This is a genomic window from uncultured Aliiroseovarius sp. (genome assembly GCF_947497285.1).
Classification (GTDB): Bacteria; Pseudomonadota; Alphaproteobacteria; order Rhodobacterales; family Rhodobacteraceae; genus Aliiroseovarius.
In genome coordinates this window covers 56,475-79,273 of record NZ_CANMFT010000010.1, presented here as the reverse complement: position 1 = coordinate 79,273, position 22,799 = coordinate 56,475, and the positions used below count along the sequence as shown (strand labels likewise).

16 protein-coding genes are annotated in these 22,799 nt (G+C 61.3%); 11 read left to right on the top strand and 5 right to left on the bottom strand.

Features of this window, described 5'->3' with window-relative positions:
• Positions 1 to 57: 57 nt before the first annotated feature.
• Positions 58 to 579: a DUF2478 domain-containing protein gene (locus Q0864_RS15850; RefSeq protein ID WP_298571695.1), complete on the top strand. Its 522-nt coding sequence runs from the start codon at positions 58 to 60 to the stop codon at positions 577 to 579.
• Here the strand turns inward: Q0864_RS15850 and Q0864_RS15845 are convergent.
• Genes Q0864_RS15845 through Q0864_RS15835 form a run of 3 tightly spaced genes read right to left on the bottom strand, consistent with a single transcriptional unit; the run spans position 576 to position 3,675 of the window.
• A complete protein-coding gene (locus Q0864_RS15845; RefSeq protein ID WP_298571693.1) occupies positions 576 to 1,325 on the bottom strand; it encodes an Asp/Glu racemase in 750 nt (249 codons plus the stop codon). The two genes, Q0864_RS15850 and Q0864_RS15845, sit on opposite strands and share 4 nt — an antisense overlap.
• Positions 1,326 to 2,489 carry a Xaa-Pro peptidase family protein gene (locus tag Q0864_RS15840; protein ID WP_298571689.1) on the bottom strand — a complete coding sequence of 388 codons (1,164 nt, stop codon included), beginning with the start codon at positions 2,487 to 2,489 and terminating at the stop codon, positions 1,326 to 1,328.
• Complete coding sequence (locus Q0864_RS15835; RefSeq protein WP_298571687.1) at positions 2,482 to 3,675, bottom strand: diaminopropionate ammonia-lyase; 1,194 nt, start codon at positions 3,673 to 3,675, stop codon at positions 2,482 to 2,484. The genes Q0864_RS15840 and Q0864_RS15835 overlap by 8 nt, the downstream gene beginning before the upstream one ends.
• A 224-nt stretch (positions 3,676 to 3,899) precedes the next feature.
• On the opposite strand from Q0864_RS15835, the gene Q0864_RS15830 reads away from it, so the two are divergent.
• The 9 genes from Q0864_RS15830 (at position 3,900) to Q0864_RS15790 (ending at position 15,365) form a co-directional block, all read left to right on the top strand.
• Positions 3,900 to 5,681, top strand: a complete 1,782-nt coding sequence (locus Q0864_RS15830) for a LuxR C-terminal-related transcriptional regulator (protein WP_298571684.1) — start codon at positions 3,900 to 3,902, stop codon at positions 5,679 to 5,681.
• A gap of 703 nt (positions 5,682 to 6,384) precedes the next feature.
• Entirely contained in the window at positions 6,385 to 6,864 is a 480-nt protein-coding gene (locus Q0864_RS15825; protein ID WP_298571682.1) for a hypothetical protein, read from the top strand.
• 14 nt (positions 6,865 to 6,878) lie between these two features.
• Positions 6,879 to 9,041 (top strand): NosR/NirI family protein, encoded by a 2,163-nt coding sequence (locus tag Q0864_RS15820; protein ID WP_298571786.1) that lies wholly within the window; start codon positions 6,879 to 6,881, stop codon positions 9,039 to 9,041.
• 23 nt (positions 9,042 to 9,064) lie between these two features.
• Positions 9,065 to 10,972 carry a TAT-dependent nitrous-oxide reductase gene (nosZ, locus tag Q0864_RS15815; protein ID WP_298571679.1) on the top strand — a complete coding sequence of 636 codons (1,908 nt, stop codon included), beginning with the start codon at positions 9,065 to 9,067 and terminating at the stop codon, positions 10,970 to 10,972.
• Between the two features lie 3 nt (positions 10,973 to 10,975).
• A complete protein-coding gene (locus Q0864_RS15810; RefSeq protein ID WP_298571677.1) occupies positions 10,976 to 12,247 on the top strand; it encodes a nitrous oxide reductase family maturation protein NosD in 1,272 nt (423 codons plus the stop codon).
• Complete coding sequence (locus tag Q0864_RS15805) at positions 12,237 to 13,133, top strand: ABC transporter ATP-binding protein (protein WP_298571674.1); 897 nt, start codon at positions 12,237 to 12,239, stop codon at positions 13,131 to 13,133. Before Q0864_RS15810 ends, Q0864_RS15805 begins: the two co-directional genes overlap by 11 nt.
• Positions 13,130 to 13,951, top strand: coding sequence for an ABC transporter permease subunit (locus Q0864_RS15800; RefSeq protein WP_298571671.1), 822 nt, complete (start codon positions 13,130 to 13,132; stop codon positions 13,949 to 13,951). The genes Q0864_RS15805 and Q0864_RS15800 overlap by 4 nt, the downstream gene beginning before the upstream one ends.
• Positions 13,948 to 14,466, top strand: a complete 519-nt coding sequence (locus Q0864_RS15795; RefSeq protein WP_298571668.1) for a nitrous oxide reductase accessory protein NosL — start codon at positions 13,948 to 13,950, stop codon at positions 14,464 to 14,466. Before Q0864_RS15800 ends, Q0864_RS15795 begins: the two co-directional genes overlap by 4 nt.
• Entirely contained in the window at positions 14,463 to 15,365 is a 903-nt protein-coding gene (locus Q0864_RS15790) for an FAD:protein FMN transferase (RefSeq protein WP_298571666.1), read from the top strand. The genes Q0864_RS15795 and Q0864_RS15790 overlap by 4 nt, the downstream gene beginning before the upstream one ends.
• A gap of 14 nt (positions 15,366 to 15,379) precedes the next feature.
• On the opposite strand, the gene Q0864_RS15785 is transcribed toward Q0864_RS15790, so the two are convergent.
• Both Q0864_RS15785 and Q0864_RS15780 read right to left on the bottom strand, forming a co-directional pair.
• Positions 15,380 to 19,186 (bottom strand): translocation/assembly module TamB domain-containing protein, encoded by a 3,807-nt coding sequence (locus Q0864_RS15785; protein WP_298571664.1) that lies wholly within the window; start codon positions 19,184 to 19,186, stop codon positions 15,380 to 15,382.
• On the bottom strand, positions 19,183 to 20,970 hold the full coding sequence (locus Q0864_RS15780; RefSeq protein WP_298571661.1) for a BamA/TamA family outer membrane protein: 1,788 nt from the start codon (positions 20,968 to 20,970) through the stop codon (positions 19,183 to 19,185). Before Q0864_RS15780 ends, Q0864_RS15785 begins: the two co-directional genes overlap by 4 nt.
• A gap of 252 nt (positions 20,971 to 21,222) precedes the next feature.
• On the opposite strand from Q0864_RS15780, the gene Q0864_RS15775 reads away from it, so the two are divergent.
• Complete coding sequence (locus tag Q0864_RS15775) at positions 21,223 to 22,794, top strand: inorganic phosphate transporter (RefSeq protein ID WP_298571658.1); 1,572 nt, start codon at positions 21,223 to 21,225, stop codon at positions 22,792 to 22,794.
• Positions 22,795 to 22,799 lie beyond the last annotated feature (5 nt).

The window sequence follows — 22,799 nt, the reverse complement described above, 5'->3', positions numbered from 1 at the left end:
ACTCCAACGGGCTGTGGCGGTGTCATGGCCCGTTGAATTGCGCGAAAGGCAAGCCAGATGAAACTCGCATTCACCATCGCGCCGGGGCGCGGGGAAACCAACCTGCTCTTGGCGCAAATTGCGGACCATCTTGCGACGCAAGGCGCCAAAGTGGTCGGCACCGTTCAGATTGATACCGACCGCGACGATGGGCACAAATGCGATATGGATGTGAAGGTGTTGCCGGAAGGCCGGATCATCCGCATCTCGCAGGATTTGGGTCGGGCTTCGCGCGGGTGTCGGTTGGACATGGACGCGCTGGAAACCGCTGTTGCGGATATCGAGGTTGCGCTGGATCAGGGTGCCGACCTGCTGCTGGTCAATAAATTTGGCAAGCACGAGGCCGAAGGCCGCGGCTTTCGCGCCGTCATCGCCGAGGCGCTTGGGCGTGATATCCCCGTGCTGGTTGGTGTGAACAAACTGAACCGCGACGCGTTCATCAGCTTCTGTGATGGTCTGGCCGAGGAATTGCCCGCCGACAACGCCGCCATCGAAGCGTGGTTGAGCAGCACCCTGAAGCTGGACGCGAGCGTGGGCTAGGCAGCCCCTTCAAACAGCCGCCCAAACCCGGCGCGCGGGTCCGTGACGCCCGCCAATTGCAGCATATGCCACGCCAGTGCAGGGTTGCTGGCAAGGACAGGCGTGCCGGTCTGCGCCTCGATCTCGGGTATGATGTCCAGACAGCGAAGCGCGGTGCAGGAAATCACGATGGCGTCGCAGGGCGCGGCGTCGGCCACCTGACGGGCGGCGGCAAGGATCGACGCCGGCGTGATCCGGCCCACGATCCGGTCATTGCTTTCCTCGAACGATCCAAAGCTAGTGATCTGAAACCCGGAGTCAGTCAGCCGGTCGCGCATGGATTGCGAGACCTCGGCCACATAGGGCGACAGGAACCCCAACCGCGTGACGCCAAGGTGCCGCCCAGCGGCAATGATCGCGCTCAGCGGGTCCGTGACGCGCGCACTGGGGCAGGTGGTTTGGATGGCGGCCGCGACTTTGTCAGGCCCGATGACGGAGGTCGCGGACGTGCAGCCATAACCGATCACATCGAAATCCAGTGCAGGGGGCAACAGGCGCGCAGCGGCGGGCAGGTCATCCAGCATTTGCGGCAGGGTATCGGGGCGGATCTCAGGCCCCATCGGGATGCGTGAATGATAAAGGGCCACGCCGTCGATATCCATCATCCGGCGAAACTCGTTTTCCAGCGTTTCGTCGTTTTCCAATACGATCACGCCCAGATTGGCGTGTGTGCCGATGCCTTGGTCTGTGTCGAACGTTAGCTTCATCTAGATCACCGGTAGCTCTTGCGGGGCGCGGGTGGTCAGAAGCTCGGCGCCTTCGGCCCGCACCACGATGTTTTCCTCATGCACCATGATCCGCCCGTCGCCATAGCCAAGGGACGGCTCCAGTGTCAGGACCATGTTTTCTTCGATCACCGTGTCATCAAACGCGGCGAGCGAGGGCCATTCGGTCAGTTGCATGCCCAGCCCGTGACCCAGCCGGCCCACATCGCCGCCTTGGCCGTCCACCTTGGCAATGACGCGCTGCATGGCGTGGAACAGATCGCGGCAGGTGGTGCCGGGGGTCGCAGCGGCGATCCCGGCCTCTGTCGCGCGCCACAGCACGTCATAGGCGCGGCACGATGGGTCGTCGGCATGGCCCACCGCCCAGTTGCGGTCGAAATCGCAGAAATACCCGTCCCATGTCGCGCCAGTATCGAGCATCACGATATCGCCCTTCGTCAGCGGGCGCGGTGAGGGGGGCGAGATTACGTCGTGATAACCACCTTGATCGGCCCCGCCGACCAGATAGGGCACATCGTCGGCCCCTTGGGCCAGTGCCTCGCGACGGAAGGCACGGAACAGGTCTTCGAAGCGCAGGCCGTCCTGTGCGAAGTCCGGCACACGCGCGAAGGTGCGCGAGCCGATGGCACAGATATGGGCGAGCTTTTCGATCTCGCGGTCCGATTTGACCATGCGCAAGCTGCGGATGATCCCGGTGGCGTCGTGGATGCGCAGTCCCGGCAGACCCGCCACCAGCCGTTCGTAGTCGCCAAGGGGCATGCGCAGCATCGTCTCGTGCCCTTTCATCACCCCGACCTTCGCGCCCTCGCGGGCATGGGGGGTGAGCAGGTCAGTCAGAAGGCTGATCCCGTCATCGCCGGGGGCAGGGGCGGACCATGTGCGGATATCGTCGATCCATGTGGAGCGCATCAGGGCTGCGCCGATTTCGGGGATGATCGCGATGGGTTTGCCAGAGGCCGGGACGAACAGAAACCACGGCCGGGTGGGGCTTTGCCAAAAGAGGGTGTGGAAGCCCGAGAAGTATCGCACTTCGGGTTCCGTCAGCAGCAGCATCCCGGCCAGACCCGCCTCTGCCATACGCGCCTGTGCGCGGGCGGTTCGGGTGGCAAACTCGTCGTCGGGAAAGCCGCGCATGGGATCAGACATGATCGGCGCCTGCCATGATCGCCTTGAAGATCGCGGGGTCGGTGACGCCCTCAGACCCGATCAGCAACACGCGGGAAGATGCATCCAGCCCCAACGCCTTTGCCAAGTCCGGTTGGCGCATCGCGGCGATCAGGGTCGCCAACCCGGCGACCGCGCTTTCGCCTGCCTCGATCTTCGCATCACCACTTTCCGCATTCGCCAACAGGCGCACGGTGGGGGCGACGATGCTGTCAGGCATGGTGACGAAATCAGTGGCCTCTTCGCGCAGGATCTCCCACGCCATTTCGGACGGCTCGCCGCAGGACAGGCCAGCCATGATGGTTTCTTTGTCAATCGGCACTGTAGTCGCCGCGCCTTTGCGGGCGCTTTCATACAGGCAGGCGGCCCATTCGGGTTCTGTGATGACAACGCGCGGGGCATCGTCGCCCAGATACTGGCGCAGGAACGCGGCGACCGAGGCGGCAAGCCCGCCAACACCGCCTTGCAGGAAGACATGGGTGGGTGTCGCCTCCATCGTTGCGCAGGCTTCGTGGGTCATCACGCCGTATCCGGCCATCACATCGCGGGGCGGCTCGGTATACCCCTCCCACGAGGTGTCGGACACGACGAACCAGCCGTTTGCCTCTGCCTCGTCGCGCGCCAACGCGACCGAGGCGTCATAGTCGCCGTCGATCCGCACAACCTCGGCCCCCAGATCGCGCATCGCCTGCGCGCGGCCTTCGCTGACCTCGGCGTGGATATAGATGCGGCAGGGCGCACCGACGCGTTGGCACCCCCACGCGAGCGACCGGCCATGATTGCCGTCGGTGGCCGAGCACATCGTGATCGCACGGCACGCGTCGGCATAGTTGCCCTTGCGAATATCGGCGAGCGTCACCGTATGGCCCAGACGCTTGCCCAATTCGCGCTGCAACACGCGCATGGCGGCATAGGCCCCGCCAAGCGCCTTGAAACTGCCCAGCCCAAAGCGCGGGCCTTCGTGTTTGTAGTTGATGCGCGCAACGCCGATCTGCGCGGCCAACCCGGACAGGGGCACCAGCGGCGTGGGGGCATAGCCGTCCCACTGGGTGATCTCGGCCCAACTGTCGGCAAAGTCCTTTGGCGAAAGAACGCGCGTGGCGGCGTCGCCCTTGGCGGGCGTGACCGCGATGTGGTGCAGCTGAGCGGCGGTGAACGGGTCGGCCATGGCTTGTCCTTCTAAGCTTTTCGGCCAGCCTAACCGAAATAAAAAGCGGGTGCGCTGCCTTTTTCAAAAACCGCAAGTGCCGGCCGATTGCACAGGATTCGCACCGAAAAGTTTACCAAAGGTCAGGATTACCCGTCCGCTGGTGACCTTGGCGGGAAACAGCGTTTTCGCTATCGTAGTGAGGTCGGAATGACCGACAGAGAACAAATACCGGGACAAGCGCGATGGAACGGCAAACCAGGTTCTCTCAGACACAAGAAGACAGTCTGACGGGGAAAACCAGAGACGAAGCGATTGAGCGACTTTACGATGTGGCGCTTGATCCAACGCGATACGAAACGCTGCTGGATGTGTGGGAAACGGCGATTGCGCCGCTGCGCGAAGGGGCTGATTTCAGCGCGCCGCGCCTTTTGGATGACAGCACGATTTCCAGCCATTTCGACAGGGCAGGAACCTTTCTGGACCGGCTGGATCAAAGCAGCACACAAGACGAACTGAACAACGCGCTGGCCCCGTTCGACAGGGTGGCGGCGTTCTTGTTCAACGAAGATCACCGGATCGCTGCCGCCAACCCCGCCGCGAAGGTGTTGCTGGGGCTGGAGGTCGGATCGCGGCTGTCGTCCATGCTGGTCAATCCCGAAGATATCGAAAGCATCCTGTCCACGGCCCATTCCTTGCTGGCGGGGCGTGCAGAAACGGCGGCCGTGCTGCGGCTTCGGTCGCGCGAGAAAGGCCATTTCGTGGTCGTTCGCCTGCAGGTGGTGCAGGTCGGGTCGGGTGAACGCTATGTGCTGGCGGCGTCCTCGGAAGTCAGCTGCCCGGACGGCTTTTCGGATATTCTGAAGCGCGCGTTCGATCTGACGACCGCCGAAGCGAACGTGGTTCAAAGCTTGGTTGAGTGTTGCTCGGTCAAGGATATCGCCGAACAGCGGGGCCGGTCGGTGGATACCGTGCGGGTGCAGATCAAGTCGATCCTGTCCAAGACCGAAACCCGGTCGCAGGTCGAATTGGTGCGGCTGGCCTTGTCGGTGATGGACATGTCGAACCTGACGCTGGAGGTCGATCCCGGTCCGCGCATTGTCAGCCGGGGATATGCAACGCTGAAAGAGCAACCCTTTCACAGCTTGGTGACACCGGATGGGCGGCGGCTGGACTACCTGACGCTTGGGGCCGACGACGGGGTGCCGCTGTTGTATCTGCCGCTGGATTACGGGCTGGTGCGCTGGCCCGCCACGGCAGAAGCCGAAGCCGCGGCGCGGGGCATTCGGATCATCGTTCCGGTGCGGGCGGGCTATGGGCTGTCGGATATGGTCGCCAAGGGGCAGGATTATGATCAGACCGCCCACCAGGATGTGCTGCAGATCCTTGATGCCGAGGGTGTGACACGCTGCCCGATCATCAGCCTTGGTGGCGACAGTTTCTATGCTTTCGCGCTGACCAATATGGTGCCGGACCGGTTTACCGCGATGCTGTGTTGCGCCGGGGTTTTGCCGATGACCCGGCGCGAACAATACGAACGGATGGAGAAGTGGCACCGGTTCATTCTGGCCGGTGCGAAATACACGCCCCACCTGTTGCCCTTCATGGTGAAAGCCGGGTTTTATCTGGCCCGTAAGATCGGCAAGCGCGGTTTTGTCCACGCGGTTTATGGAAACTGCCCGGCAGACGTTGATACCTTTGAAAACCCAGAGGTTTTTGAGGCAATGGTCACTGGATCGGAAACCGCCCTGACCGACGAACACAGCGCCCATGACGCCTTTTCGCACATGGTGCTTGGCGGGCAGATCAAAGACTGGTCCGCGCTGGTCGACGCGCGTCGCGGCAAGATGCCGGTGGTCTTCTTCAATGGCACCCACGATCCGCAGGTGCCGCTGGCGACGTTGCAAGAATTTCAAGCGGATTACGACTGGATTGACTACCGCGTTTTTGACGACGCGGGCCAGTTGGTGTTCTTCAGACACTGGAAAACCGTGCTGGACGAGGCAGAAAAATACCTCGCACGTTAATTTTTACCCAATACTGGGTATGACGTTCTTCGGTCCGCTTTCTAGGGTCATCATATTGATGCAAAGGAATTAAGCTTTGTCGGACGTGCTCTCAATTATGCGAGACTACCCTGATCTTCTTCAAGCTGCAGGAGTTCTTGGGTCAATCATCTACGTAGGTGGATTTGCATTGGTTCAATGTGGGTGGGCGTGTGGCAATGGCACAGGGTATTCGGTGTCCAAGATTCTGGCCGCTGTCCTTGTGCTGATCAGCCTGATCGGTGCATTCAACCTGGGCTCCTTCCTGATCCAGGTCGGGTTCATCATCTTCGGGTGTATGGGTTTGGTTTGCCGAGGGGTGGAACGGTCCCAGAAAGCAATGCGTCGCAGGGCGTTTCCAATTACGGAGCGCTTTGGCAAGCGACACGTTGCTTTCAGGACCAATACCAAGGCTCCAAAGACGGTCTTGGCGCCTCTGGAAGGGTAGGCTTGACTGGGGCAAGGCGGGTGTCATCGCGCAGCGATACCTGCCTTGCCTGCCATCCATTCCATTTTTTTATCTGTGAAATCTCAGAACGTTATAGTCAGAAAAATGTTGCGCAGGTGCAAAAGGCTGGTTGTAACTCTCCGGCTGGTTGTGTTTCACTGTCACTTGATCAAGGTCAAGGAGGGCTTTGACCCCGCCAATCACATTGGCCGGGTATCGAGCCGAAGGGATTCGTGAATGCGCCGTTGGGGGCTGACATCACAAAACGTCCGACAGGGTGCCAAGGGGCATGCCTATAGACGTGCCGTGGTGTTGCCTCTCGTTGGAATGCTGGCGCTTGTGCTGCAACTTTTCACGTCGTCGATGGGATATGCCGCAAACGGCACGTGGATCGAGATCTGTTCAGATTTTGGCACGGCCTATGTCGAGGTCGACTTGTCCGATGGGCCGGTGGACCGCACAGATGGCTGCGCCGATTGCTTTGATTGCGTCATGTGTGGCGCGTCCTTGACGGGTGTCGAAGGCGACAGCATCACGCTTGACCGGTTTGCGCCAGCCCTTTCCACAGCCTCGGACCTGCGAACCCAAACGGTTGGTCCGGCGTTCAGACGCGCCTGGCCTGAAACCCGTGGCCCTCCAGCCGCGAACAAGAATAAAGTCGACCGCGCCCTTCGCGCGTTCCAAGCGTCAATCCAAGAAAATGGAGGTGCGCTGTGAACGTAAAGCGCGCGATGAACCACTGGCTCAGAGCCATTGTCGTGATCCTTGCCGGGGTCATGGCGGGCGAGGCAAAAGCCGAAAGCCTCGCAAATTTCCTTCCCGACATTACGCCGTCTGAACTGGCCGAAGGCGCTGACGCGTTCGGTCCGATCCGCGAGGATGTGCCGGTTGCCCCCGTCCTGAAGGGCGGCGAGACGGTTGCCTATGCCTTCCTGACCTCGGATTTCGTGGGCACGACGGGATATTCCGGCAAACCTATCCATGTTGTCGCCGCGATTGACGCGGATGCGATCTTGACGGGCGTGAAGCTGGTCAAGCACTCGGAACCGATCGTGTTGATCGGTATTCCGGAATCCAAGATGGTGAAGGTCACCGAAGGCTATACCGGCCTAGATCTGAAGGCCGAAGTCGCCGCCGGTGGCACCGCACATGATCTGGACATCATTTCAGGCGCGACCGTGACGATCATGGTGATCGACGACAGCCTTGTGCGGGCCGGGATCAAGGTCGCGCGCAGTTTGGGGTTGGGTGACCTGTCGCCTGCGCTGGCCGCAGGGCCGAAGCGTGACGTGGACATGTCGAAGGAAGAATTGGCGGACTGGGCCACCTTGTCAGGTGACGGGTCCGTGCGCCGGCTGACCCTTGATGTCGGTCAGATCAACGCAGCGTTCGAGGCAACCGGTGATGCCCGCGCCATCAAGCGCCCGGAAAAAGGCCAGCCTGACGACACATTCATCGACATGCACATGGCGCTGGTATCGGTGCCGTCCATCGGCAAATCGCTTCTGGGCGACGCTGAATACCGCAATCTGCAAGCTTGGCTGGAAGAGGGCGAACACGCGATCCTTGTGATGGGTCGCGGGACATACAGTTTCAAAGGCTCGGGCTATGTGCGCGGTGGTATCTTTGACCGAATCCAGCTGATCCAAGGTGACATCTCGGCGCGGTTCTTTGACAAGCAACACGAGCGTGTGGGACAGCTGGCATCCCCTGACAGCCCCAGCTTTGCCGAGATGGATCTGTTCAAGATCCCCGCCGAAATTGACTTTAACCCAGCCGAGTCGTTCCGCCTGCAACTGCTTGCACAGCGCTCGGTGGGTGCGATTGACAAGACATTCATCACCTTTGATCTGGGCTATAAACTGCCCGAGAAATACCTGCTTCCCGCAGCCGCGCCGGTCCCCGTCCTGAACGACGCAGATGACGAGGCCGCCGCCAAGTCGATGCTGTGGAAGCGCATCTGGAAAGACAAAACGGTCGAGATCGGCATTCTGGGCGCCATGCTTCTGGTGCTGACCGGTGTGTTCTTCTTCCAGTTCCAAGCCACGGCAAACGCGCGGGTCTTTTTCTGGTTCCGCATGGGATATCTGACCTTCACGCTGTTCTTCCTTGGCTGGTATGCCAATGCGCAGCTGTCGGTGGTGAACCTGATGGCGCTGACAAATAGCTTGCGCAGTGGCTTCACGTGGGACGCTTTCCTGATGGACCCCTTGGTGTTCATCCAATGGTTCGCGGTCGCCGCCGCCTTGGTCTTCTGGGGCCGTGGGGCTTACTGCGGCTGGCTGTGTCCGTTCGGGGCGCTGCAAGAGCTGACGAACCGCATCGCACGCGCCTTCAAGGTGCCGCAATGGACGCTGCCCTGGGGTCTGCACGAACGCCTGTGGCCGCTGAAATACATGATCTTCTTTGGCCTCTTTGGCGTCAGTATGGTGTCGCTCTCGATGGCCGAAACCTATGCCGAGATCGAGCCGTTCAAGACCGCGATCATCCTGAAATTCGTCCGCGACTGGCCGTTTGTGGTCTTTGCGGTCGCGATTATCGTCGCGAACCTGTTCGTTGAACGGTTCTATTGCCGCTATGTCTGCCCGCTGGGCGGTGCACTGGCGATCCCGGCCCGTATCCGCATGTTCGATTGGCTACGACGCTATAAGGAATGCGGCAATCCCTGTCAGACCTGTGCACATGAATGCCCCGTTCAGGCCATTCACCCGACAGGCGAGATCAATCCCAACGAGTGTGTCGACTGCCTGCATTGCCAGGTTCTGTATCAGTCGGCCGACAAATGCCCGGTCGTGATTCGCCAAATCAAACGGCGCGAAAAGATCGGCACGGCGGATTTCAACATCCCGCCCAAAAACCCACCGGCGAACCATCCGAACGCCAAGACGTCATAAATTCCTTGAAGGAGGTAAAGACCATGACTGAAGAAACCAAAGACCTATCCATGACCCGTCGGGGCATGTTGGGGGCTGCCGCTACCACTGCGGTTGTCGCTGGCACCGGCGGTATCGGTGGCTCGATGATGACGGCGACTCCTGCACGTGCGGCGTCGGCCCTGAATCTTGAGCCGGGCGAGCTGGACGAATATTACGGCTTCTGGTCGTCGGGTCAGACCGGCGAACTGCGCATCCTCGGCTTCCCGTCGATGCGCGAACTGATGCGGGTTCCCGTGTTCAACCGTTGCTCGGCCACCGGCTGGGGTCAAACCAACGAAAGCATCAAGATCTTTGAAGACGGCATGTTGCCCGAAACCAAGGCGTTTCTTGAGGCCAACGGCAAACGCGTGCACGACAACGGTGACCTTCACCACCCGCACATGTCGTTCACCGACGGCACCTATGACGGGCGTTACCTGTTCATGAACGACAAGGCGAACACCCGCGTTGCGCGTGTGCGTTGCGACGTGATGAAGACCGACAAGATCGTGGAAATTCCGAACGCAAAAGCCATCCACGGCCTGCGTCCACAGAAATTCCCGCGCACCGGTTACGTGTTTGCCAACGGCGAAGACGAAACACCGATCGTCAATGACGGCTCGATCCTGGATGAACCCGAAAAGTATGTGAACTTCTTCACAGCCATTGACGGCGACACGATGGAAATCTCGTGGCAGGTCATGGTGTCGGGCAACCTTGATAACACCGACTGTGACTATCAGGGCAAGTTCGCCTTCTCGACGTCCTACAACTCGGAAATGGGTATGAACCTGGCCGAGATGACGGAAAACGAGATGGACCACGTTGTCGTCTTCAACATTGCCGAAATCGAAGCCGGCATCGCCGCTGGTGATTTTGAAGAGATGAACGGCGTCAAGGTCATCGACGGTCGTAAGGGTCAGAATAAGAAATATACCCGCTATATTCCGATCCCCAACAGCCCGCACGGCTGTAATACCGCGCCCGATGGCAACTATGTCGTGATCAACGGCAAGCTGTCGCCGACCTGTTCGGTCATTGACGTGCGCAAGGTCGATGCGATCTTTGAAGATGGCACCGATCCGCGTTCCTGCGTGGTTGCCGAGCCTGAGCTGGGTCTTGGCCCGCTACACACCGCATTTGACGGCAAGGGCATGGCCTATACCACCTTGTTCCTGGACAGCCAGATGGTGAAATGGGACCTTGAAAAAGCGGTCAAGGCTTATGCTGGCGAAGACGTCGATCCGATCATCTCGAAGGTTGATGTGCATTATCAGCCGGGCCACAACCACACGACCATGGGTGAAACCAAGGAAGCTGATGGCAAGTGGCTGGTGTCGCTCAACAAGTTCTCGAAAGACCGGTTTATCAATGTCGGTCCTCTGAAGCCCGAGAACGAGCAGATCATCGACATCTCGACCGACGATATGAAAGTCGTGCATGACGGCCCGACCTTTGCCGAACCGCATGACGTGATCATCGTGCGTCGTGACATCGTGAACCCGAAAGACGTCTGGGATCGTAACGATCCGATGTGGGCTGAAACCCGCAAGCAGGCTGAAGCGGATGGTGTCAATATTGACGAATACATGGACACGATCGTTCGTGACGGCAACAAAGTCCGCGTCTATATGAGCAGCCAGGCGCCGACCTTTGCGCTGGAATCGTTCGAGGTTACGCAAGGCGACGAGGTGACAGTGATCATCACCAACCTTGATGACATCGACGACCTGACGCACGGCTTTACGCTGAACAACCACGGCGTCGCGATGGAGATCGGGCCGATGGCGACAGCCTCGGTGACGTTCACTGCCGCGAAACCGGGCGTTTACTGGTATTACTGCCAGTGGTTCTGCCACGCACTCCACATGGAGATGCGCGGTCGGATGTTCGTGAAACCGAAAGCCTAAACCATGCAAATCCTGCGCCTTCTTCTAACGGTTCTTTTCACGGTTTTGGCGGCACCTTTGGTGTCGGCAGCCGAACGGATTGTGACCGCAGAAGAGGGCGCACTTGCAAAAGCCATCGCCGGGGCATCCCCCGGCGATGTGCTGATCTTGGCGCCGGGTCGCTATGCCGGCCCCGTGGTGCTGGACAAGACCATCACGCTGGACGGACGCGGCGAGGCCGTGATTGACGCGGGCGGCACAGGGTCTGTCATTACGGTGACGGGACACGATATTGTGGTGCGCGGGTTAGAGCTGATCGGCTCCGGCAGCAGCCATGAAACCATCGACAGCGGTGTGCAGCTGACCAAGACAGCCCGGCGCGCGATTGTCGAAAACAACAGAATTCTGGGCAATCTTTACGGCGTGGACATTCACGGCGCGCGCGACAGCATCGTGCGGGGCAATGTCATCGAAGGCCGTCAGGATCGTCACATGAACGCGCGCGGCAACGGCGTATACGTGTGGAATGCCGCGGGCGCACAGGTGCTGAACAACGACGTTCGCTATGGCCGCGACGGCATCTTCGTGAACACCTCGAAAAAGAACCTGTTCAAGGGCAACCTGTTTCGCGACCTGCGTTTCGCGGTGCATTATATGTATGCAGACCGCAGCGAGGTGTCGGACAACATCTCGATCGGCAACCACCTTGGCTATGCGATCATGTTCACGACCCATGTGAAGGTTCTGAACAACGTGTCGCTGAACGACCGCGACCACGGCGTGATGCTGAACTATGCCAATGACAGCGAGTTCGTGGGAAATTACGTGAAGAACGCGTCCGACCGCTGCACGTTCCTCTATAATGCCAACAAGAACACCTTCACCGACAACTGGTTTGAGGGCTGTGACATTGGCATCCACTTCACCGCCGGGTCGGAACGCAACCGCATTGTCGGCAACAGCTTCATCGGCAACCGCACGCAGGTGAAATATGTCTCAACCCAGTGGGTTGAATGGTCCGAAGAGGGGCGCGGCAATTACTGGAGCGACTTTGCCGCCTTCGACGTGGATGGCGACGGGATCGCAGATGCGCCATACCGTCCCAATGACAGCATGGACCATGTTCTGTGGACCCAACCTGCTGCTAAACTGCTTTTGGGGTCGCCGGCCGTGCAGCTTGTGCGCTGGTCGCAATCCGCCTTCCCGGCGCTTTTGCCCGGTGGCGTGATCGACTCGAACCCTCTGATGCGCCCCGTGAAACCGGCGGCCAGTGAAAAGGTGCCGTATGACGGATAATGCTTTGACCATCGACAATGTGCGCAAGGACCGGGGCAAGACCACGGTTCTGGACGACGTGTCGTTGCGCGTGGCGCCCGGCGAACGGGTCGCGCTTTTGGGTCACAACGGGGCGGGTAAATCGACCCTGATCAAAACAATTCTTGGCCTTACTCCACTCACGGATGGTCAAATTCGCATCGGTGATGCGAAGCCCGGAAGTGCGGTCGCTCGCCGCACGACCGCGTATTTGCCGGAAGCTGTCAGCTTTCACCCTGCTTTGACGGGGCGCGAGCAGTTGCAGTTGTTTGCCCGCCTCGATGGGCAGAAAGCCGATATTCCCGGATTGCTGGACCGTGTGGGTCTGGGCGATGCGATGGATCGCCGGATTGGCGCCTATTCCAAAGGGATGCGGCAGCGTTTGGGGCTGGCGCAGGTGCTTCTGGGCAATCCGAAAGTCGCGCTGCTGGATGAACCGACCAGCGGGCTTGACCCGATCTCGCGCCAGGATCTTTACGCGATCATCGACGAGCTGGCCGCCAACGGCACCGCCGTCCTGATCGCCAGCCACGCCCTGACCGAGGTCGAGGCCCAGACCGACCGCATCGCCATTCTGCGCAAAGGCATCAAAGTGGCCGACGACACGCTGGAAAACCTGTCCGCGCAGGCCGGGTTGCCCACCAAGCTGCGCATTCGCGCCAGCGGCGACCACGCGGATGAGGTCGCCGAGGCAACGGGCGGCACCCGCATCAACTGCGCGTCGGTTGAAATCCTCTGCACCCCGGATCGCAAGATGGAGGCGTTGCGCCGCGTCGCTGCTATGGGCGAGGTGATCACCGATATTGAAATGACGCCCCCGCGCCTTGAAGACCTGTATCGCCATTATGCAAAGGAGGGCGCGCAATGACCCGCTTCCTTGCCATTGCCTCGACCGAGATGCTGATCCTGCGCCGCAACCGCTGGCTGCTGATGGCGACCGTTATCATGCTGCTCTTTGCGCTGGCACTGACCTTCGCGGGCAGCGCGCCGACCGGATCGGTGGGCGTTGATATGCTGACCGTGTCCGTCACGTCGATGACCACGCTGTCGGTCTATTTGGCCCCACTTCTGGCCTTGATGATCAGCTTCGACGCCATCGCAGGCGAAGCCGAACGCGGCAGCCTGTCACTGCTTTTGTCCTATCCCGCCGGGCGGGGCGAGATCCTGCTGGGCAAGTTCGCCGCCCATCTGGCCGCACTGGCGTTCGCCATGACCATCGGGTTTGGCGCGGCCGGCGCGATTGCTGCGTGGTTCGGCGGGGCAGGGGCGGAAAGCCTGACCGCGCTGGCACGTCTGATCGGTACCTCGATCCTGCTGGGCGCGGTGTTTCTGGCGCTTGGCTATCTGGTCTCGGCCCTGTCACGCAGCGCGACCGCAGCGGCGGGCTTGTCCGCTGGACTGTGGCTGGTCTTCGTCGTGCTTTATGATCTTGGCCTGTTGGGCGCAGTCGTCATGGACGGCAGCGGAGACTTCACACGGTCCATCTTTCCGTGGCTGATGGTCGCCAACCCGGCGGATGCGTTCCGGGTGTGGAATATCTCGGCCTCTGATGGCGTGGCGATGGCGTCTGGCATGGTGGGGGCGGCGCAAACTCTGCCCGCATGGGCCGCGCCCCTGTCGCTGATCCTGTGGCCGCTTCTCGCCTTCGCTTTGGCGCGCGCTGCCTTCAAAAGGGTCGAGCCATGAAGCGCCTGATCGCCCTAAGCCTTCTGGCGCTGGTTGCCTGCAACGAAGAAGAGGCGAAAGCCCCGCCACCCCCGGTTGACCTGACCGAGCAGGCGTTGAGCTATTTCTGCCAGATGAACGTTGCCGAACATGGCGGCCCCAAGGGGCAAATCCACCTGCAAGGCTTCCCCGCGCCGCTGTTCTTCGCACAAGTGCGCGACTTGATGGCCTATCTGAAAAGCCCCGAGCGCGAGGCCGAAATCACCGCGGTCTATGTCAGCGACATGAGTGCCGCGCCCAGTTGGAAAAACCCTGGCGTTGACAACTGGATGGCGGCCGAAGATGCGATCTATGTGGTCGGCGCGAATGTCGCGGGCGGTATGGGCGCCCCCGAGATTGTGCCGTTCAAGGATGACGCATCTGCCGCGGCCTTCATCGCCACTTATGGCGGTGAAACACACAGCCTTGATACCATTCCCGACGCGGCCGTTCTGGCGCCCGTCGACCTGACCCAGACATTGGAGACCCCCTCATGAGCAGCCTTAATCGTCGCCGTTTTCTGGCCATAACCGCTGCAGCCGCTGTGGTCGCGCCGTCAGGTGCATCCGCGTCGGTCGCACGATGGACAGGCCGCGCCCTTGGCGGGCCGGTGTCGATGCAGCTGGTGGGTCTGTCAGACGCCCAAGCCGCGCCAATCTTCAGTGCCGTCGAGGCAGAGCTGACCCGGCTGGAAGATATCTTCAGCCTCTATCGCGACAGCTCTGAGCTTTCGCGTCTGAACCGAGCCGGCACGCTTGCGGCACCCTCGGCCGAGATGTTGCAGGTGCTTAGCCTGTGTGGCGCGCTGCATGGCGCCAGCAAGGGACAGTTCGACCCAACGATCCAGCCGCTCTGGACCGCGATCGCAGAAAAAGCCGGTGCATCTGATCTGACCACGGCGAAGGCGGCGATCGGATGGGACAAGGTCGCGTTCGACGCGCAACGCATCGAACTGCCCAAAAGTGGTGCATTGACCCTGAACGGCATTGCGCAGGGCGCGGTGACCGACCGGATTGCGGCGCTTTTGAAGGCGCAGGGCCTGCGCGACGTGCTTGTTGATATGGGCGAGATTGCAGCACTGGGGCAGGGGCCGAACGGGCCTTGGTCAATCGGCGTTGCGATGCCGGATGGCACGTTGGTTCATCGGCTGACCGCCTCGGAACGGGCGGTGGCGACATCGGTGCCGACAGCGATGCAGATCGGTATGGCGCAGGGTCATATCCTGTCGCCATCGGGCCGCGCGCCGGTCAATACGCTTGTGTCCGTGTCGGCCCCCAGTGCGGTGGTTGCAGACGGGTTGTCGACCGCCTTGTGCCTGATGGATCAGGCCGACGCTGCGCAGGCTGTCGCGGCCTTCCCCGGCGCCCGGATCGAGGTTCTGACCCCCGCGGCGTAACCGTGCTGGGTCTTTTAGTAGTCGCGTTCGAAGAACACGCCGATGGTGCTTTTCCCATCCGTCCCCACGGTGCCGCGCGCGGTCAGTGACGGGGTGATGTTGAGGTTCAGATTGACCTCGGTATCGCCATCCGCGCCGACAGTCACATCGGTATAGATGTTTTCCGAGATGTATTTGCCGGCCTTCACCGCCGCAGACCCGTTTTCGTCGGTGGTGATGTCCAGATCATCCAGCCCGAAATTGTTGCGCAGCTTGCCGACAATGCCTTCGCCGCCTTTGCCTGCCAGCGTGCGCACGGCCGCAGCCAATTGCAGCGCCTGAAGGGCCGAGATCTGCGTAATGTCGCGCCCGAACAAGAGCAGGGCCAGCACCTCGTCTTCGGGCAGTTCAGGGCTCGAGGTAAAGGTCACATCCGGCGCCGTGGCCGGGCCTTCAACACCGATCCTGACCTGAACGCCCTCGGCCTCGCTTTCGGCAATGAACCGCAGGATGGGGTCGAAATCGCCTTGCAGACTGACCCGCCCTTCGGTCAGCGTCAAACGCTTGCCAAGAATGTCGAGCCGCCCGCGGATCAGATCGAACTGACCTTGCGGGATGACGTTGGCGCTGGTGCCGGTCAGGCGAAGCTGCCCACCCAGCTCGGCATCAAGTCCACGACCGCGCACAAACATCTGGCTGGGCGCGCTAAGCGTGATGTCGATGGGGTAGGGGCGGGCGGTTTGGGTGCTGTCGTCCTCGGTTTGGATCAACCCCGCATTGGCGCGGGTGCGGCGCACGGCGGCGGGTTCGTTCACATGCACAAGCCCGTCCATGACGGGTAAGGTGACAGACGCGGCCTCGGGCACGCGGATTTCGGTTTTGCCAAGCGCCAGATCGGCGCGCAGGGTCGCGCCACCGATAAGGGGGCCGTTCAGGGTGGCTGAACCGTTCACCAGCGTCTCGAACAACCGCGCATCTGTCAGGGTGACATTGTCCACGCTAATTTGCATGTCAGCCGTGTAAGGCGTGGCCATCCCAATCGATCCGGTTGCCGCGAGCTGTCCGCCGGTTTCGACGGTGGCCGCCACGTTGACGGTTGCGCGCCCCGCCGCAAGGGTGACCGTGGCGGTGTCGATGCTGATGGATTGCCGGAAGGTCGGCAGCACCAGACGCGCGCCCTGCGTTTGCACCGTGCCAGACAGCGACGACAAGGCCAACGGGCCGCTAAGCGCAAGGTCATAACTTGCCTGTCCCGTGATCAACCGCGGGCGGATCATTCGATTGGCCAACGCCAACGGTGCCACGCCGTCAATGTCCAGATTGGCGGCACTGCCATCGGCGCGCACGCTGCCATTGGCTGTCGCATTCACGCCGCCCGGCCCCGTTCCGGTGAACGCAATTTGCCACGCATCGTCAACAAGAACCGCGGTGCCGGTCGCCTCGGCCGGGCCAGAAATTCCATCGGCCAGCAGCCCAAGGTCGCGCAGGCGCGCGCTGATTTGCAGCGCGTTGCGGCCGTTGTCGCTGGCCCCGGTGATTTGTGCCGCGCCTTCGGTGGTTTGCACGTCAAGCGCGTCGATGAACACGATCCCTTCTGCGGTGCGGTGTGCCCTTGCGCTGAACTGGCTGCTGCCGCGGGTCAGAAGATCCAGCGTGGCCTGGCCCAGCCCCAGATCGCGGCCCGTGCCGTCAACGGCCGCCTGAAAGCTGCCGTCTTGCAGGTCAAACATGCCATTTGCGGTCACGTCCAGCGCGCCAGTCACGGGTTGGCCGACCAGTCGCGCATAGGGAGCCAGCGACCCGGCGGTTGCGGTCACTTTGCCTTGAAGCTTTCCGGGGGCGCCACTTGTGATGGCGACGGTGCCTTCGGTCGAGGCGACCAGATCACCCGGCCCGGTTCCATTGGCGGTCACGCTCCATACGCTGCCGGATTGTTGTGCTTGGACGGTGATTTGCGCCGGTCCACGCAACCCAGCTTCGATCAACGAAGTGTCGGCGATCTGGATCTCGGCCTTAGCACTGGATGTGTCTGTTTTCAGATCGGCCGACAAGGACGCGGTTGCCTGTTGGGTTTCGACCCTGAGGACGTTAAGCCGCGTGCCGGTTTCGTCGCGGGTTGCGTCAACAACCAGCGTGCTGGCGCCTGCAATCAACGGGTCAAACCGTGGCTGCCCAATGCCCAGATCGCGACCGCGACCGTCAAGTTTCAGGTCAAACGCGCCGCCCAGAAGGTTCGCCGTGCCGCCAAGCCCAACCTGCACGGCGCCGGTTAGCGGCACGCCGGCAAGACCTGCGAAACGAGACAGGTCATCTGCGCGCAAAGTGGGGTTGTCGCGGGTTGTGATGGTGATCCCGGTGTCAAAATCGTCGGCCTGCAGGCTGCCGGTCAGGGCGTAATCCTGCCCCGACAGGCGCAGGTCTGAAATGCTCAGCGGCGCCTTCTCGCGCCAGCCAAAGGACATCTGCCCGGTGATCTCGGGGCCAATGGCGGCGGCAAGCTCTTGCATCTTGGGGGCGATCCCAGAAAGCTGAAGCGTCACGTCGCCGTTCACCTGACCCAAGGCGGTGCCGTCCCCCCGGATCAGTGTGCCCTTGGCCACAAGGGCGGCGCGCTCCAGTGCAAGGTCGGGGCGCGACAGTTGGGTGATGTCGAAATCGGCCTGCCAGCCTTCGCTGGTTGCCGCGTCATAGGACACGTCAAGCTGAACGTTCTGCACAAAGGTTTTCGCTCCGGCCAGCGGCAGAAGCACCGAAGCGCCGGCTTTGTCAGCGATGCGCCCGGTCAGCGAAAACCGTTCGGGCCAGCCACCGGCAGACAGGGCCAGATCGCCCTTCAGGGACAGCGCGTCAGTCGATACCTCAAGCGCCTCAACTGCAAGCGCGCCGTCGGGAAAACGGCGCCCGGTTGCGCCAAGGGTCACGTTTGGCCCGAAAAACTCGCGGTAGGTGGGCAGAAAGACCGGGGCCAGATCGCCCGAGACATTGGCCCGGAACAGCTTGGTCGGGGCAGGGGTGTCGGTGCCGTCTGTGTCGGTCGCGGTGGACGGCTCATCGGTCAACACAACCTGACCCGCCAGACGTTTCTGACCATTGGTGGACAGGTCGATATCGGCGGTGAAATCGGCGAGCGGACCTGCCCCTGCGATGGTCAGCGCAACCTTGGGTCTGCCGGGCAGCCCCAGCATATTGGCGACGATCCCGCCTGCTCCTTCTTTCAGCGTCAGGTCGATACCCAGCTCTTTGCTGGCGTTGTCATAGCGGCCGTCCAGCGTCAGGGCGCCGTCTGGGCCATCTGTGCGCTGGATGTCCAGCGTGGCCTGGCCGGTGCCGCCGGACAGTTGCGCCGCGCCTTCAAGGCTGACGATTGCGGCCTCGCCGATCACGCTTTCGGCAAGGTTGACGGCCCGCGCCCTGATCAAGTCAATCTCGACCGAGACGGGCAGGTCGGGCAGTGAAAAGCCTGACGCTTCGGGGGCGGGCATATCGGGGTCGGCGATCGGGCGACGGTCTATCAAGATCTCGTCGGCCGACAGTTCGGTGATGTCGATGGCACCACGCAGCAGGGCCGCTCGGTTCCAGTTCAGCACCACGTCGTTCAACGTCAGCCACACGCCTTGGGTATCGGCAATGGTGATCTGATCGACAGTTGCGGATGAGCTGAAGGCGCCCGAAAAGCCGATGATGCGAATGTCGCGCCCGACATCGGACAGGTTGTCCTCAAGCAGAGCTTGAAGATAGCCGCGGTCGTCCTCGGCCTGATCGGTTTGCGCAACGGTTGCAGTGGGCAGACCGGGCAGCAAGACGCTGATCAACAGGGCAAGTTTGCAAAGAAACCGGGTCAAAACGCTTGTCCAATCCCAAGGTAGATCTGAACGCCGTCGCCCGTGTCGCCGGAAATCGGGGCAGCCACATCAAGGCGCAATGGTCCGATCGCTGTCTTGTATCTAAGCCCAAGCCCCGCCCCGGCATGCCAGTCGCCCTGATCGTCAAACAGACTTCCCTGTGCAACATGTCCAGCGTCCACGAACCCGACCACACCGATCGTGTCGGTGATCTGGGCGCGCAGCTCGCCCGACAGTCCAAGATAGGATTGCCCCCCTGTGAACCGCCCACCACCCGCGTCGATGCCAAGCGATTGGAAGGGCTGTCCCCGCACAGAATTGCCCCCGCCGGAATAAAACAAGTAATCCGGGGGAATGTCGTTCATGTTCTGCGCGAAGACCGACCCGGCCTGCACCCGCCCGGCAATCACGAAGCGGTTGCCTGCGTCCAACGCGCGGTAGGCGCGACCGTCCAGATAGACCCGCGCGCCCGTCGCGCCGCTATCCAATGACACGAAGGGCAGGGCCTCGGCCTTCAGGTAGGTGCCAGAGGTGGCATCAAGCACATCATTGCGCCGGTCCCAGGTCAGCGATGTGGGCAATGTGAACAGAAAGAAGCGCCGGTCGCCAAAGATGTCCGTGGTTTCCGAGTATCGAAGGCCCGCCCCAAATTCACCCTGAAGCGTGTCCGAAAAGATGCGCGTCACCCCGGCGCCCAGGTCGGCGCTGCGCGATATATAGGCGGGTTCGTCTTCGTAGGCGAGCGTGGCAAAGACAAAAGCGCTTGTGTCTGCGCCGAAGGTCGCGGGTTGTTCCAACCGGGCGCCGAGGAAGTAGTCGACACCGCCATGCTGTCCACCGATGTCGGAAATTTCGCCTTCGACGCGGAACCGTTCGGCCCCGCCCAGAAGGTTGCGATGCATCCAGAAGCCGGTCAGTGCGAGCCCTTCGAGCGACGAAAGTTCGGCGCCAAAGCCGAACCGGCGCGGTGTTTCATCGACCAGCGCCAGATCCACATCCATGCTGTTGCCGGGTCCAAGCTGTTTGGCCTCGCTCAGCGCGACCGATGAAAACGCGCCGGTGCGGCGCAGGCGTTTGGCCACGGTGTCCATGGCCTTGGGCGAATAGACCGTGCCTTCGGGAAAGCCCGCGATCCGCTGGATGCGATCGGATCTGACAGCACTTGGCGCGGTTTGGCGCAGCTTGCCAAACTGAACCTTGGGGCCAGGGCTGATGAACAGAAACGCCGACAGGGTCTGGTTGGCATGGTTTGCAGTGATCTTCTGCCCCGACAGGCTGACCTTGGCGTGGCCAGCGCTGCGCCAGCCCAAGATGGTCGCGTCTGCCGCCTCCTGAATAAGCGTGCTTTTCGCGGCCTGACCGGCGCGGAAATCCTCGGGCAAGTCCGTGTTTGGGGCAACCGGGGCAACCTTGGCCGCGCCAAAGCGGAAGACCGGGCCGGGGGTCACCGAGATGTCAATCCGGTCGATGTTCTTGGGAACGGAAAAGACCGGGATGTCTGCCGCTTCACGCCCATCTACGCGCACCTGCACCACACCGCTGTAATAACCGTTTGCATAAAGCGTTTCCGTCAGCCGTCCGTAGTCGGCCAAAGCCGCGGCAAACACGTCGCGGGCATCCGTTGTGCCGTCACGCTTGGCCGACAGAACCAAAGAGGCGCCTTCCAGCTGCTCCTGCAAGCTGTCGTCAGCCCCGGCAACGTCAAGGCGCGCGTCATCAAGTGCCATCGCGGGCAACGTCAGGACGCCGATCAAGGCCCCGGCAAAAAGCAGTGGTTGCCGCATGGCAAAACGCAACTTAGCCACCCCATACCCCCAAGTTTCTCTGGCGTTTGTAGCCGTCCGTGCAATCTAACGCGATCCGACCCGCGCCACCACCGGATTTAAATGATCGGCGGGTTATCGCTTTTGACGCGCCGTCGACAATGCACCCCTAAGATGATCCCTATCAAAGCGGGCGCGCGGCGTTAGGTTTAGGGTCTAGACGCAAGTATGTGCGAGCCAGAACGGCGCGCCCAGTCTGGGAGGAATTTCACATTGCGGATCAAAGAATTCAACAAGGTTGAGCGCGCGGCCAATCTGAGCCGCCGCGAAGTGGCGCGGATGGGAACGGCGATACTTTTTATCGTGGCGGTGATTGTCTTTACCGGCACCCGATTTGCGCATGTTGAACAGGCGTATTTGCTGATCGCTGCTGCGGTTGTGGGCGCCTATATGGCGATGAACATTGGTGCAAATGATGTGGCGAACAACGTGGGGCCGGCTGTCGGGTCGTTCGCCCTGTCGCTGACCGGGGCGATCATAATCGCCGCGATATTCGAGGCCGCGGGCGCGATTATCGCAGGCGGTGATGTCGTCAAGACCGTCAAGAACGGCATTATTGATCCGGCGGATCTTGCAGATACGGACCAGTATGTCTGGGTCATGATGGGCGCGCTGGCGGGTGCGGCGGTCTGGCTGAATGCCGCGACATGGTTTGGCGCGCCGGTTTCGACCACCCACTCGATCGTGGGAGGTGTGATGGGGGCGGGCATCGCGGCGTCGGGCTGGGATATCGTGAATTGGGGGTCCGTTACCAGTATCGCGCTCAGCTGGGTGATATCGCCCGTCACCGGCGGTGTGATCGCGGCAGGCCTGCTGCTGGTGCTGAAGCAAATGGTGTTCTTTCGCGACGATCCCCTGAAAGAGGCCGAACGCACCGTGCCGGTGATGATCGGCCTGATGGGTTGGGCTTTCACGACCTATGTCGCCCTGAAAGGCATCAAGAAGATCATCGTCATCCCGTTTCCGATGGCGATGCTGCTTGGTCTTGTGGTCGGCGTGCTGATTTATTTCATTAGCCGCCCCATTATCAAACGCAAGCGCCCGCGCCTTACGCAAGACCGCGACGGTGTGAATCGGTTGTTTACGATCCCTCTGATCTTCGCTGCCGCCCTTCTGAGCTTTGCGCACGGCGCCAATGACGTGGCCAATGCGGTGGGTCCGCTGGCTGGTGTCGTCGATGTTCTGACCGAAGGCAATGGGGGCGGCAAGGTTGCCATTCCGCTTTGGGTGATGGCAATCGGTGCGATCGGCATTTCGTTCGGGCTGGCGTTGTTTGGCCCGAAGCTGATCCGCACAGTCGGCTCCGAGATCACGGAACTTGACCGCTCGCGGGCGTTTTGCATTGCCTTGTCCGCCGCCATCACCGTGATTGTGGCAAGCCAGCTGGGCATGCCAATCAGCTCGACCCATGTGGCATTGGGGGCGGTGTTCGGTGTCGGTTTTTTGCGCGAATGGCTTGACCAACGCATCGGCCGCGTGGCTGAATCCGTTCTGGCACGTCACGAAGGGGACCCGGATTTCGACGAGGTCGAGGCCGTCCTGTGGGACTTCCGCAACGCGCCGGTCGAGGAAAAGCAGCGCATTCTGAAGGAACTGAAGGCCATGGGCCCTGACACGCTTATTCCGGCCGCGCAGCGCAAAGAGCTGCAAAAGGCCCTGAAACGCCAGTTGGTCAGCCGCACATCGCTGTTGAAAATCGCTTCGGCCTGGGTGATCACATTGCCGGTATCGGCCTTTCTGGCTGCGCTGTTCTATTTCGTCCTAAGGGGGATGCTGCTGCCATGAGCTTA